Origin of the sequence: Streptomyces sp. NPDC058697 (assembly GCF_042715345.1) — a bacterium.
Lineage (GTDB): Bacteria > Actinomycetota > Actinomycetes > Streptomycetales > Streptomycetaceae > Streptomyces > Streptomyces liliifuscus.
The window spans coordinates 803592-816280 of the sequence record NZ_JBHXSU010000001.1 but is presented as its reverse complement, the minus strand read 5'-3'; the positions used below and the strand labels follow the sequence as shown (position 1 = coordinate 816280).

At 69.6% G+C, this 12689-nt stretch carries 11 protein-coding genes; 10 read left to right on the top strand and 1 reads right to left on the bottom strand.

Annotated elements, in window-relative coordinates; all coding sequences use genetic code 11:
• Positions 1-33: 33 nt before the first annotated feature.
• The 4 genes from ACFWXQ_RS03490 to ACFWXQ_RS03475 all read left to right on the top strand — a co-directional run bounded on the left by ACFWXQ_RS03490 (position 34) and on the right by ACFWXQ_RS03475 (position 5603).
• Positions 34-1179 (top strand): 4-oxalomesaconate tautomerase, encoded by a 1146-nt coding sequence (locus tag ACFWXQ_RS03490; protein WP_386267510.1) that lies wholly within the window; start codon positions 34-36, stop codon positions 1177-1179.
• Between the two features lie 9 nt (positions 1180-1188).
• Positions 1189-2139, top strand: a complete 951-nt coding sequence (locus ACFWXQ_RS03485) for a catechol 2,3-dioxygenase (RefSeq protein WP_383939720.1) — start codon at positions 1189-1191, stop codon at positions 2137-2139.
• Between the two features lie 219 nt (positions 2140-2358).
• Entirely contained in the window at positions 2359-3684 is a 1326-nt protein-coding gene (locus ACFWXQ_RS03480) for an MFS transporter (RefSeq protein WP_383939723.1), read from the top strand.
• A 263-nt stretch (positions 3685-3947) separates the two neighbouring features.
• The gene (locus tag ACFWXQ_RS03475) at positions 3948-5603 is read left to right on the top strand and encodes a carboxylesterase/lipase family protein (protein ID WP_383939726.1); all 1656 of its coding nucleotides are present in this window, start codon (positions 3948-3950) and stop codon (positions 5601-5603) included.
• 17 nt (positions 5604-5620) lie between these two features.
• Here ACFWXQ_RS03475 and ACFWXQ_RS03470 read toward each other — a convergent pair whose 3' ends face one another.
• Positions 5621-6025: a cupin domain-containing protein gene (locus ACFWXQ_RS03470; protein WP_383939729.1), complete on the bottom strand. Its 405-nt coding sequence runs from the start codon at positions 6023-6025 to the stop codon at positions 5621-5623.
• Positions 6026-6304: 279 nt separating this feature from the next.
• On the opposite strand from ACFWXQ_RS03470, the gene ACFWXQ_RS03465 reads away from it, so the two are divergent.
• From ACFWXQ_RS03465 to ACFWXQ_RS03440, 6 genes are all read left to right on the top strand, one after another.
• On the top strand, positions 6305-6868 hold the full coding sequence (locus ACFWXQ_RS03465) for a carboxymuconolactone decarboxylase family protein (RefSeq protein WP_359712492.1): 564 nt from the start codon (positions 6305-6307) through the stop codon (positions 6866-6868).
• A complete protein-coding gene (locus ACFWXQ_RS03460) occupies positions 6865-8352 on the top strand; it encodes a sugar ABC transporter ATP-binding protein (protein WP_383939732.1) in 1488 nt (495 codons plus the stop codon). The genes ACFWXQ_RS03465 and ACFWXQ_RS03460 overlap by 4 nt, the downstream gene beginning before the upstream one ends.
• Positions 8349-9365 carry an ABC transporter permease gene (locus ACFWXQ_RS03455; RefSeq protein WP_383939735.1) on the top strand — a complete coding sequence of 339 codons (1017 nt, stop codon included), beginning with the start codon at positions 8349-8351 and terminating at the stop codon, positions 9363-9365. The genes ACFWXQ_RS03460 and ACFWXQ_RS03455 overlap by 4 nt, the downstream gene beginning before the upstream one ends.
• A 363-nt stretch (positions 9366-9728) precedes the next feature.
• Positions 9729-10691, top strand: coding sequence for a sugar ABC transporter substrate-binding protein (locus tag ACFWXQ_RS03450; RefSeq protein ID WP_383939738.1), 963 nt, complete (start codon positions 9729-9731; stop codon positions 10689-10691).
• Between the two features lie 52 nt (positions 10692-10743).
• The gene (locus ACFWXQ_RS03445; protein WP_383939741.1) at positions 10744-11655 is read left to right on the top strand and encodes a LysR family transcriptional regulator; all 912 of its coding nucleotides are present in this window, start codon (positions 10744-10746) and stop codon (positions 11653-11655) included.
• Between the two features lie 105 nt (positions 11656-11760).
• A complete protein-coding gene (locus tag ACFWXQ_RS03440; protein WP_383939744.1) occupies positions 11761-12681 on the top strand; it encodes a VOC family protein in 921 nt (306 codons plus the stop codon).
• Positions 12682-12689 lie beyond the last annotated feature (8 nt).

The window sequence follows — 12689 nt, the reverse complement described above, 5'->3', positions numbered from 1 at the left end:
GTGACCGGGGCCGGGCCCGAGGAGGTGCGCTGCATGCTCATGCGCGGCGGCACCTCCAAGGGCGCCTACTTCCTGGCCGAGGACCTGCCCGCCGAACCCGCCCCGCGCGACGACCTGTTGCTGTGTGTCATGGGCAGTCCCGACCCGCGCCAGATCGACGGCCTGGGCGGGGCGCACCCCCTGACCAGCAAGGTGGCGGTGGTCGCCGCGTCGGCCGACCCCGAGGCGGACGTCGACTACCTCTTCCTCCAAGTCGGCGTCGACACACCGGTGGTGAGTGACTGTCAGAACTGCGGAAACCTCCTCGCCGGGGTCGGCCCGTTCGCCGTCGAACGCGGACTCGTCGCCGCGGGAGAGGGCCGTACGTCGGTGCGGATCCGCATGCTCAACACCGGGGACCTCGCCGTCGCGTCCTTCTCCACCCCGGAGGGGCGCGTCGACTACACCGGTTCCGCCGAGATCTCCGGGGTGCCGGGGGCCGCGGCGCCGGTGGTCATCGAGTTCCCGCAGGGCGGCAGTCCGCTGCTGCCGACGGGCCGGGTGCGTGACCTCGTCGCCGACGTACTGGTCACCTGCGTGGACAACGGTATGCCGACCGTGCTGATCGCCGCGTCCTCGCTCGGTGTCACCGGCTACGAGACGCCCACCGACCTGGAGGCGGACCGGACCCTCGCGGAACGGCTCCGGGAGATCCGGCTGGAGGCCGGAAAGCTGATGGGGCTCGGCGATGTCGAAAACGCCACCGTGCCCAAACTCAGCCTGCTGGCACCGCCGTTGGACGGTGGTGCGGTCATGACCCGCACCTTCATCCCGGTGCGCTGCCACACGTCGATCGGGGTCCTGGGAGCCGCGAGCGTCGCCGCCGGACTGCGGATCGAGGGCGGCGTCGGCCAGACGGTCGCACGTCTGCCGGCCCACGGGGACCGGGTGCGTATCGAGCACCCCACCGGCTTCCTCGACATAGAAACGACCCTCGCGTACGACGCCCCGGGCGCCGAACCGGGCGCCCCGATGAGTGCTGCTTCGGGCGCCGAACCGGGCGCCGCAACGAGTGTCGCTTCGGGCGCTGCTCCGGGCGCCGTCCCCGTGGCCCGGCGTACCGCCGTCGTCCGCACCGCACGCAAGATCTTCGACGGCACGGTCTTCCCCCGGCCGGCCGGAGTCGCACAACACCCCTGAGGAGGCCCCATGGCCCCGCCGCTCGGCGACATCGCCCACCTCGGGCACGTCGAACTGCTCACCCCCGACCTGGAAGCCAGCGTCCGGTTCTTCACCGACTACCTCGGCCTGACCGAGAACGGCCGCTCCGGAGACTCCGTATACCTGCGGACCTGGGACGACTACGAACACCACAGCGTGACCCTGACCGCGCACACGACGTCCGGGATCCGCCGCACCGCCCTGCGCGCCTCCAGCGAGGAAGCGCTCCAGCGCCGGGTCAAGGAGACCGAGAACGCGGGCCGCCCCGGCCGCTGGGTCGAGGACGAGCCGGGCATCGGACCGCTGTACGTCACCACGGACCCCGACGGCCATGAACTCGCCCTCTACTGGGAGAGCGAGTGGTATCAGGCGCCGGACGAGCTGAAGCCCGGCCTGAAGAACCAGCCGCAGGCCAAGCCCGGCCACGGCGTGGGCGTACGCCGACTGGACCACGTCAACTTCCTCGCCGCCGACGTCGAGCCCAACGGAGACTTCGTCCACGAGGTGCTCGGCGCCCGCCCCACCGAGCAGATCCGGCTCGACAGCGGGAGGACCGCCGCCCAGTGGCTGACCTTCAGCAGCAAGTCGTACGACATCGTCTACACCGAGGACTGGACCGGCTCCAACGGACGCCTGCACCACATCGCGTTCGCCACGGACACCCGTGAGGACATCCTGCGGGCCGCCGATCTCGCCCTGGACACCGGTGTGTTCATCGAGACGGGCCCGCACAAGCACGCCATCCAGCAGACGTTCTTCCTGTACGTCTACGAGCCCGGCGGCAACCGCGTCGAGCTGTGCAACCCGCTCACCCGTCTCGTCCTGGCGCCCGACTGGCCGCTGATCACCTGGACCGAGGAGGAGCGGAAGAAGGGCCAGGCCTGGGGTCTGAAGACCATCGAGTCCTTCCACACCCACGGCACGCCGCCGGTCGGCTGACACCGGTATCCCCACTGCGCGGACGGCACACCACCGCTGTGTGCCGTCTCGGCGCCGCTCATTGTTCCTGAGATTGTTGACAAAAACGTTGACAATCATGGAGTGGATTTCTAGCGTCATGCGCATCACGGGGCCAGTCGCACGAACCGCTCGCGCCGCGCGCTCCCCGCCTCCCCGATCCCCTCCAGGGACACGACTCCTGGACGAGAGGAAACAACGATGTCCTCCTCCTTCGCCCTGTCCGCCCGTGGCGGCAAGCTGGCGGCGCTGGCCGTCGGTCTGTGCTGGCTGGCTGTGCTCTTCGACGGCCTCGACATGTTCATCTACGGCTCGGTGCTGCCGCACATGCTGGCGGAGAAGGCCCTCGGCATCACCCCGGACCGGGCCGGTGACCTGGGCAGCTATGCCACCTTCGGCATGCTGGTCGGCGCGCTGACGGCGGGGACGGTCGCCGACCGCATCGGCCGCAAGAAGCTGATGGTCGCCTGCGTCACGCTCTTCTCGCTGGCCTCCGGCCTGTGCGCGATGTCGGGCAGCGTCGCGGTCTTCGGCCTCGGCCGCACCCTCGCCGGAGTCGGCCTCGGCGGACTGCTCCCGACCGCGATCAGCATGGTCTCCGACTACGCCCCGCGCGGCCGCACCGCCCTCACCATCGGCATGCTGATGACCGCCCACCACGCCGGCGGCATCCTCTCCGCGTACGTCGCCCTGTGGATCGTCGAGCCCCTCGGCTGGCGCGCCGCCTTCTGGGTCTGTGTGGCCCCGCTGCTCTTCGTCCCGGTGCTCGCCAGGTTCATGCCCGAGTCGCTGAGCTTCCTGGTCGCCAAGGGCCGTACCGAGGAGGCCCGTGAGCTGGCCGGCCGCTTCGAGGTCGAACTGCCCGCCGCGGCCGAGAAGAAGGCCCCCGCCGACCGCTGGAACGCCCTGGTCAACCTGTTCCGCGGCGGCGAGTGGACCCAGACCCTGCTGTACTGGCTGGCCTCCTTCGGCGGACTGCTCCTCGTCTACGGCGTCGCCACCTGGCTGCCCACCCTGATGCGCAGCGAGGGCTACGAACTGGGCTCCGCGCTCACCTTCGTCGTCCTCTTCAACCTCGGCGGCATCGTGGGCATGCTGGTCGCGGGCCGTGCCGCCGACCGGTTCGGCGCACCGCGCATCTCGTCGGTCTGGTTCGCGCTGACCGCCGCCGGAGTCTTCCTGCTCAGCGTCCACATGCCGCTCGCGGTGACCTTCACGGTGGTCTTCCTCACCGGTGTGTTCCTCAACAGCGCCCAGACCATGATCTACGCGACGGTCTCGATCCGCTCCACCCCCGACAACCGCGCCACCGCCGTCGGCTGGACCTCCGGCATGGGCCGCTTCGGTGCCGTGTTCGGCCCGTGGCTCGGCGGCCAGCTGCTCGCCGCGGGCAACGGGGACTGGGGCTTCACCGCCTTCGCGATCGCGGGCCTGTCGTCGATGGTCTTCATCGGCATCGCCGCCCTGCGCAGCTCGCGACAGACACCGCAGGGCAGCACGCGGCAGGAACTGATCGCCAGCGGCTGACCCACCACGGGGACATCTGCCCGGGCCGGGTTCGAGGGTGAGGCCGACTCAGGGGCGTATCGGAACTCACCCGGACAAACCCGGGCCGTCCCGCCCGCCCCAAGAACTGTCAACAATTACGTTCCGCATCTTGCCGACGCAATGGTCGCGCGGTTACGTTCACCGCCACGGAGCAGGCACCTCGCCGCCCACCGGAACCTCCCTCAACAAGCCCACCCCTCCTGGTTGTTCATGCCTGGCACGTCAACAGGAAGCAGGGATCGATGAGACGCATGAGACCACTCGGCGGAGCTGTGACCGCCCTGGTGAGCGCGAGCCTGATCGGCCTCGGGCTCCTGTCCCCTGGGGTGGCGCAGACACGGTCCGCGGAGGACTCGGCCCGGCCCACGTCCACGCTGGTGGAGACCACGAACGGGAAGGTACGCGGTCGCAGCCAGACCGGGTACGACCAGTGGCTCGGCATCCCGTACGCCGCCGACCCGGCCGGGAGGCTGCGGTGGACCGCCCCCCGGCCGGCCGCGCGGTGGACCGGGGTGCGTGACGCCACGAGGTTCAGCGACCGCTGTGCCCAGGCGAGTGGCTGGGACCCCGGCTACGAGGACCCGACGCTCACCGAGGACTGCCTGTCGCTCAACGTCTACACGCCGGACGGAGCGCGGGGACGGCTTCCGGTGCTCGTGTGGATCCACGGCGGCGGCTTCACGGGTGGCGCGGGGCAGGACACCAACCCCCGCAAGTTCGCGCAGCAGGCGAACGCGGTCGTCGTCACCGTCAACTACCGCCTGGGCGCCCTTGGTTACCTGAATCTGCCCCAGCTGCGGCAGGAGAACGCCGACGGCCCCGGCAACTTCGGGCTGCTCGACCAGCAGGCGGCCCTGCGCTGGGTGCGGGCCAACATCGGAGGCTTCGGCGGTGACGCGCGGAACGTCACCATCGCCGGCCAGTCCGCCGGCGGCTCGTCGGTCTGCGCACAGCTGGCCTCACCGACCGCCAAGGGACTCTTCTCCCGGGCGGTCGTCATGAGCGGCGGCTGCAGTCTGCAGTCCGCCGCGGCAGGGGAGGCGTCAAGTCTCGCCTTCGTCAAGGAGGTTGGCTGCTCGACGGCCTCGGACGTCCTCGCGTGTCTGCGCGGGAAGCCCGCCGCCGACATCGTCACCGCCCAGCAGAAGGCGGGCGTCCGGCCCTCCCTCGGCGGCTCCGCCTTCCCGGCCGATCCCGCGGTCGCGGTCCCGGCGGGGAGGTTCAACCGCGTTCCGGTCATGCTGGGGCAGGTCAACAACGAGCGGGCGCTGTCCACCTTCCAGAACTACGACTACCTGGGCAAACCACTGACCGCACCGCAGTACGAGGCACTGGTGAGGTCGACGTACGGCACCGACGCGGACCTGGTCCTCGCCGAGTATCCCGTCACCGGGTTCGACTCCCCAGGGGTGGCGTGGACCACCGTGCAGAACGACTCCACCTCGTACACCCGTCAGCAGGTCATGGGACAGCTGGCGCGGTATGTGCCCACGTACGCCTACGAGTTCGCCGAGAGCGACACACCGCAGTTCGCGTCCATCTACTTGATCCAGCAGAAGAGCGAGGTCGCCCGGAAGTTCCCGTTCGGCGCCACCCATGTCGACGACCTGGGCTACCTCTGGGAGTACCTCGGGCAGACCCTGCCGTACAGCGACGACCAGTTGGAGCTGTCCGACCAGATGATCCGGTACTGGGGCAGGTTCGCGGCGAAGGGTGACCCGAACGGCGAACGCACCCCGAAGTGGCCGAAGTACGACCCCCGGGCCGACGTGATGATGTCGCTGTCGGCCTGCGGCACCTCACCGGCCACCGGTCTGCCTCCGGCCGCGTGCTCCAGGACCAGCGACCGGTTCGGCACCGAGCACAACACGGCGTTCTGGAGGGGTCTTGCCTCCTGAACCCGTGACCTGGTGCCCTACCCCATCCGATCGCCCGCCGACAGGTGTTCCACCGTCACCCCGGTCTCGGTGAACGTGCGGGTCACCGTCCCCGACGTATAGACCCACAGGATGCGCAGAGGCGTGTCGCCGGTGTTCCGGAAGAGATGGGGGAGAGGGGAGGGGACGTACGTCGTGTCGAAGCGCTCCAGCTTCCTCACCTCACCGTCCACCACCACCTCCGCCTCCCCTTCGAGGATCGTCACGTGCTCGTCGCAGTTGTGCGAGTGCAACGGCGCCCCGGAGCCGACCGGATACACGCTCATCCCACTGGTGATCCGGTTCTCCCCGCCCGCCGAGGTCGTCGTGATGAGCGGGGTGCTCACGACGGCACCACCTCGGCTGAGCGGGGGCACGGACGCGACTTTGACGATGGTGGTCATCCGGGGTTCCTCACCGTTCTCTGGGGTCTTTCGGCTCTCTGGGGTCTCTGGGGTCTCTCGAGTTTCCCGACTCCGCGTCGAACGACGTTAGGTCGCGCGGCCGTGAATGGGTGCCCTCCGGCGTGCAGTTTTACGTTGCATTCCGGGAGGGGTGAGCTTCTCGAACCCGGTTGTACCGTCGGCTGCCATCGCACGGCTTCTCGATCCGTGCCGGAAACGCGCCGGAAAGAAAAGGCAGGTATCGGCCACATGAGGCTCCCCGTTCTCAGTGAAGAGGAAATGAATCCGCGGCAGCAGGAGCTGGCCGCCCGTATCGCCGGCCGCCGCGGTGCCGTCCGTGGTCCGTTCCGGGTCTGGCTGCACAGCCCGGAGATGTGCGAACGCGCCGAATCCCTCGGCGCGTTCGCCCGCTTCGACTGCGGTCTGCCCGAGCATCTGCGTGAACTCGCCCTGCTGATGGCCGCCCGCAACTGGGACGCGCAGTACTCCTGGAACGCGCATGTGCGCCAGGCGATCGAGGCCGGCATTCCGGAGGCCGCCGTCAAGGCGATCGCCGAGAAGCGCGAGGCGGTCCTCGACACCGAACCGGACCAGGCCTTCTACCAGTTCTGCCGCGAGATCCTCGACGAGCACTTCGTCTCCGACGAGACCTTCGCCCGCGCACTGGACCACTTCGGCGCCAAGGGGCTGGTCGACACCATCGGCGCGCTCGGCAACTTCACCATGCTCGGCATGTGCCTCAACACCTTCCAGGTGGACCTGCAGGCCGACCGTGAGCCGCCCTTCCCGGACATCCGCGGTTACGAGCGGGTTGTCCCCGGCGCCGACCGGCCGCGGCCGTGAATCCCCTCCTTCGCGTACGGGGCGTCACCAAGAGCTTCGGCGGAGCCGCCGCGCTGAAAGGCGTGGACCTCGACCTGTACCCCGGCGAGATCCACGCGCTGATGGGCATGAACGGCGCGGGCAAGTCGACCCTGGTGCAGATCCTCTCCGGCGTTCACCAGGCCGACGCGGGCACCATCGAGGTCGCCGGCCGGCCGCACACCGCACTGACCGTGCGCAGGGCCCGCCGCCTCGGCATCGCCTCGGTGCCGCAGCGCCGCGAACTCGCGACGGGTCTGACCGTGGCGGAGAACGTCATGCTCGGCGATCTCCCCACCCGGCGCGGCACCGTGCACTGGAAGGCGGTCAGGGACGAGGCGGGGAAGGCACTGTCCGCACTCGGCATCGGCATCGACGTCCAGCGCGTCGCGGGGTCCCTCACCGTCGCCGAACAGACCATGGTCGAGGTCGCCAGGGAGGTCCGCCGCGGCGGACGGATCCTGATCCTCGACGAGCCGACCGCCTGTCTGAGCGCCCAGGACGCCGACCGGATACGGGAGTTGGTGCGGACCCTGCGCGACGAGGGCGTCGCGGTCGTCTACATCTCGCACTACATCGACGAGGTCATGGCCGTCGCGGACCGCCTCACCGTCCTGCGCGACGGGGGAGTGGTGGCCGCCGCACCTGCCGTCGAGATGGACCGCGCCGGACTCGTCCGCAGCATGGTCGGCCGGGACGTGGTCTCCAGCCGTCCCGAGCGTCCCGCACCGAAGGACGAGAGCGGACTCGCCGTACACGGACTGAGCCACGGACGGGCGGTGCGGGACTTCACCGTCGAGGTGCGCAAGGGCGAGATCGTCGCCGTCCTCGGGCCCGCGGGCGACGCGCAGTCCCGGCTGTTCGACCTGCTGTCCGGACGGCAGCGCCCGGACACCGGCGAACTGCGGATCGACGGCAGGTCCGTCCCCTTCGGCCGGGTGGCGGCCCCGCTCGCCGCCGGACTGCGCTGCGTGACGGGTGACCGCCGGAGCCTGGGTCTGGTCCAAGGGCTGTCCCTGGACGAGAACCTGATGCTCGCGGGCGACCGCCTGGCAGGACGCCGGCTGCACCGCCGTGCCGAACTCGCCCGCCGGGCCGCCCCCTTGCGCAGCAGCTACGGAGTGGTCGCCCTCGCCGGGAATCCGCCGGTGGGCGCGCTGTCCGGCGGCAACCAGCAGAAGGTCCTGCTCGGCAAATGGCTGGAGACCGATCCGGTCGCCTGCTTCCTGGAGGACCCGACCAACGGGGTGGACGTGGCGGCCATGGCCGACATCCACGCCCTTGTGGACGACCTCGCCTCAAGTGGTGTCGCCGTGCTGCTCGCCTCCTCCTCCGCCGAGGAGGTGATGCGCCTCGCCGACCGTGTCGTCGTCGTCAGCGCCGGCCGCACGGTCGCCGAGCACGACATCACCGCCATCACCCGCGACGAGCTCGTCGCCACCGCTCTCGGAGGTCAACCCCAGTGAGCCTCAAGACCCCCGCCGCCTCCCCGGACGTGGTGGCCGACCCGCCCGAGCGCACCGCGTCGCGCCTGACACCCCGGGCCCTGCTCAGGATCCCGCACGCCGGACTGATCGCCGTGCTCGTCCTGGTGGCACTGTTCACCGCACTGCAGGCGGACTCCTTCACCAGCTCGCAGAACCTGCTCAACGTGCTGCGGCAGATCAGCGTGACCGCCGTCATCGCGGCCGGGCTGACCCTGCTGATGACCGCGGGCGGCATGGACTTCTCCATGGGCAGCAACGCGGCCGTTACCGTGTCCGTGGCGGCCCAACTCCTGCACGACGGCTGGTCGACACCCATGACCGTCGTGATCAGCCTGCTCCTCGCCACGGTGGTGGGCCTGGTCAACGGACTGGTCGTGACCTTCACCCGGGTCGCCCCGTTCGTCGCCACCCTCGCCTCCGCGATGCTGCTCGACGGTGTCGCACTGCTGGTCCTCAACGGCATGAGCGTCACCATCGGCGACAGGATGTCCGCGCTGGGCAACTCCGAACTCCTCGGCATTCCCTACCTGTTGATCGTTGCGCTGCTCGTACTCGCGGCGGTGGGGCTGGCCATGAGGTTCACCACCTTCGGCCGCGACGCGTTCGCGATGGGCGGGAACGAACACGTGGCCCGGTTGAGCGGCATCAACGTCTCCGGACGCAAACTCGCCCTCTACGCCCTCGCCGGCGCCCTCGCGGGTCTGGCCGGACTGATGCTGCTCTCGCGGCTCGGCGCCGCCGCCCCCAACACCGGTGGCCTGCAACTCCAGTTGACCGCCGTCGCCGCGGTGGTCATCGGCGGCACCTCGCTCGCGGGCGGTCACGGCACCGTCGTGGGCACGGTCCTCGGCGTGATGCTGCTCGGCGTCGTCGCCAACGCGCTCAACCTGCTCCAGGTCAACAGCTACTACCAATTCGTCGTCACCGGCGGGGTGTTGCTCGTCGCGGCGATCATCAACGAGTTCCAGCGCAAGTCCGAGCCGGGGCACTAGCGCCGGGGCACGGCCATAGGCGCCGGGCCGGGCAACCGGCGCCGGGCCGGACAACCGTCGCCAGGCCGGGCCACAGGTACCGGGCGGGCCGGTGGCACCGAGCCGAACGCAGGCGCCGCCCCGGGCCGTTGGCGCCGAGCCGGACGACTGGCAATGAGTCGGACGACCGGCGCTGAGTCGGACGACCGGCACCGAGCCGGGGTGTCCGGCGCCGGCCTCACCCAGGGCCCAAGTCCCGCTCGTACCGCCCCTCTTCCGTCACGCACCCCCGCACCACGTCTTCCTTCTCGCACCCCCGCACCCCCGCACCCCCGCACCACGTCACGCACGTCCTCCTCTCACGACGCAGGAAAGGCCAACCCCATGAAGCCCAAGGTCCGCTCCAGCCGCGCCACCGCGGTCTCGTTCGTCGGCGCCGCCGCGCTGGTCCTCTCCGGGTGCGGCTCGGAGAACGACGCCGGGGGCGCGGCCGACGGCTCGGTCACCCTCGGGTTCGTCAACGGCGCCAACACCCACTTCCACACCTGTCTCCTCAAGTCGGCGGAGGAGACCGCGAAGGCGGACGGGGCGAAGATCTACTCGGCCAACTCCAAGCAGGACGCCGGGACCGAGCTGTCCAACATCGAGGACATGATCTCCCGGAGCGTGGACGCGCTGATCGTCCAGACGGTCAACGTCGACGCCCTGGAGGGCGACATAGCCAAGGCGAAGAGCGCCGGCATCCCGATCTATCTGACCTCCGTGGCCACCTCCGACATGTCCGATGTCCTGGGTGCCGCAGTGGTGGACCTCAAGAAGGTCGGCGCGATGGACGCGGGCTGGATCGAGAAGGACGCGGCGGGCAGGAACGTGACCGTCGGAATCGTCGCGGGCGCCCCCGGTGCCGCCTCCGACCTGCTGGTGGGCGGATTCAAGGACGCCCTGCCGTCGAACGCCGAGGTGGTGGCGAACCAGCCAGGCATGTTCAACCCGGCCAAGGCACAGGACGTCGCCGAGAACATGATCCAGGCCCATCCCGACCTCGACTACGCCTTCGTCGCCAACGAGGAGATGGCCCTCGCCGTGCGCAAGGCGTTCGACGCGGCCGGCGCCGACGACGTCCGGATTGTCACCGTCAACGGCACCGAGGAGGGCCTGGCGGCCGTGGAGAGCGGGAAACTCGCCGCCACGGTGTCCAACTCGGCGATGGAGATCGGCAGGACAGCGGTCGAGAACACGATCGGTCTGCTCGATGACAAGCAAGGTGTTGACAAGATTGCCAACATTCCACTTGTCTTGGTGACCAAGGACAACGTGAGCGAGGCACCTCAGTACTGCCCCAAGTGAGCGAGCCCCGTACGGGACGCGATGTCCGTCCCACGCGTCCCCCGGAGGAATCATGGATCGCTTGCTGCTCATGCACAGCTTCGTCACCGTCGCGCAGTCCGGCAGCTTCAGCGGAGCCGCCAAGAAGCTGGGCTCCTCGGGCTCCCTGGTGTCACGGCACGTCGCCGAACTGGAACGGCAGGTGGGCGTCCGCCTGGTCAACCGCACCGCCCGCTCGGTGAGCCTCACCGAACCCGGCCTGCGGTACGCCGAGTTCGCCGCGCGCATCCTCGACGAGATCGACGCCGAGGACGCCAGCCTCTCCCACCTCCACGACCGCGCCGAGGGCTCGCTCAGCATCATCTGCCCCAAGTGGATAGGCAGCCTGGACCTCGGAGACGCGATCGCCGCCTTTTCCGCCGCCCATCCGAAAATCAGCGTGCGCTTCGAGCTCGGCGGTATGTCCGACCGCACCTACGACTTCCTGGACAGCGGATTCGACATCGCCTTCCACACCCGGGACCTGCGCGATTCGAGCGTCCGCCTGAAGAAGATCGCCTCGCTGCCCTTCGTGCTCTGCGCGGCCAAGGGCTACCTGGACCGTGAGGGCCCGCTCACCGAACCGAACGCCCTCGCCCACCACGACTGCCTGGTGCACGTCAACGACCCGGTCTGGCGCATCGGGCACGGACACGCGAGCACCCTCCACAAGATCCGCAACATCGCCTTCTCGTCCAACTCGTACATCGCCCTGCAGAAAGCCGCCGTGCACGGCCGTGGCATCGCCCTGCTGCCACAGCGTCCGGCGTACGACGACCTGATGTCCGGCGCCCTCCAGGTCCTGCTGCCCGAACTGGCCGTACCCGACCGGCCCTTGTACGCGATCTACGGCCCCGGGCAGGCGACGCCCCGCAAGGTCAGTGTGTTTCTGGACTTCCTCGCCGAGTGGTTCTCACAGAATCCGATTCCCGCGATCCGTTCGTAGTCACAAGCCGCAAGAAACGATTGCGAATTCAGCAGAGCCCAGGTCATTGAGGGCTCCTCGATCCGAAATCTACGCTCGCCGGGCGACCAGCGAAACGAGGCATCCATGGGAATCCAGCGAATCGAATCGGTCACCTACGGCATCGACAATGTCGACGAATGCGTCCGGTTCTTCGACGACTTCGGGCTGTTCCCGGTCGAGCGGACCGACGAGCACGCGGTCTTCGAGACACTCACCGGCCAGACCCTCCACCTGGACTCCCGCCCCGGCCCGCGGCTGCCGCCCCCGGTGGAAGCAGGCCCCACCCTGCGCGAGGTGGTGTGGGGCGTCGACACCCTGCCGGAACTGGAGCGGCTGGTCGCCGCGGCGAGCCGTGACCGCAAGGCCCACGAGAGCGCCGACGGCGTCCACCACACCGTGGACGAGACCGGTTTCGGAGTCGGACTGGCCCTCGCCCGGCCGAAGGCCGTGCCCGTCACATCCCGGCCCGCCAACGCCCTGGGCAACGTCAACCGCTGGAACACCGCCCTGGAACCGATCACCCGCGTACGCCCGCTGCGCATGTGCCATGTCGCCCTGAACATCGCCAAGCAGGGGCGGGAGGAAGCCGTCGCCTTCTATGTGGAGCGCCTCGGTTTCCGGCCCACCGACGTCGTCGAACCCATGGGCGTCTTCCTGCAGGCACCGGGCGACGACGACCAGCACACCATGCTCCTCTGCCACCGCCCCGACCGGCCCGGTGTCAACCACATCGCGTACGAGGTCCCGGGCTTCGACGACGTCGTCGAGGGCGGCAACCACATGATCGACCAGGGATGGCGGGAGGCCCGCAGGCTCGGCCGCCACACCATCGGGTCCAACGTCTTCCGCTTCCTGCACGCGCCGTGCGGCGGCCGGGTCGAGTACGCCGCGGACATGGACCGGGTCGACGACACCTACGAGACCCGTGTCCACGAGACGACTCCGCCCCACCACATCTGGGCACTGCGCACCAACCGCGACCAGGAAGCCCCGGCCCAGTCCTGACCCTGAGA

Bases quoted from the DNA above. Each gene is read 5' to 3' on its own strand.
- ACFWXQ_RS03450 (WP_383939738.1), top strand. From the start codon at position 9,729: ATGAAGCCCAAGGTCCGCTCCAGCCGCGCCACCGCGGTCTCGTTCGTC.
- ACFWXQ_RS03475 (WP_383939726.1), top strand. From the start codon at position 3,948: ATGAGACGCATGAGACCACTCGGCGGAGCTGTGACCGCCCTGGTGAGC.
- ACFWXQ_RS03485 (WP_383939720.1), top strand. From the start codon at position 1,189: ATGGCCCCGCCGCTCGGCGACATCGCCCACCTCGGGCACGTCGAACTG.
- ACFWXQ_RS03480 (WP_383939723.1), top strand. From the start codon at position 2,359: ATGTCCTCCTCCTTCGCCCTGTCCGCCCGTGGCGGCAAGCTGGCGGCG.
- ACFWXQ_RS03465 (WP_359712492.1), top strand. From the start codon at position 6,305: ATGAATCCGCGGCAGCAGGAGCTGGCCGCCCGTATCGCCGGCCGCCGC.
- ACFWXQ_RS03490 (WP_386267510.1), top strand. From the start codon at position 34: ATGCTCATGCGCGGCGGCACCTCCAAGGGCGCCTACTTCCTGGCCGAG.
- ACFWXQ_RS03445 (WP_383939741.1), top strand. From the start codon at position 10,744: ATGGATCGCTTGCTGCTCATGCACAGCTTCGTCACCGTCGCGCAGTCC.
- ACFWXQ_RS03440 (WP_383939744.1), top strand. From the start codon at position 11,761: ATGGGAATCCAGCGAATCGAATCGGTCACCTACGGCATCGACAATGTC.
- ACFWXQ_RS03470 (WP_383939729.1), bottom strand. From the start codon at position 6,025: ATGACCACCATCGTCAAAGTCGCGTCCGTGCCCCCGCTCAGCCGAGGT.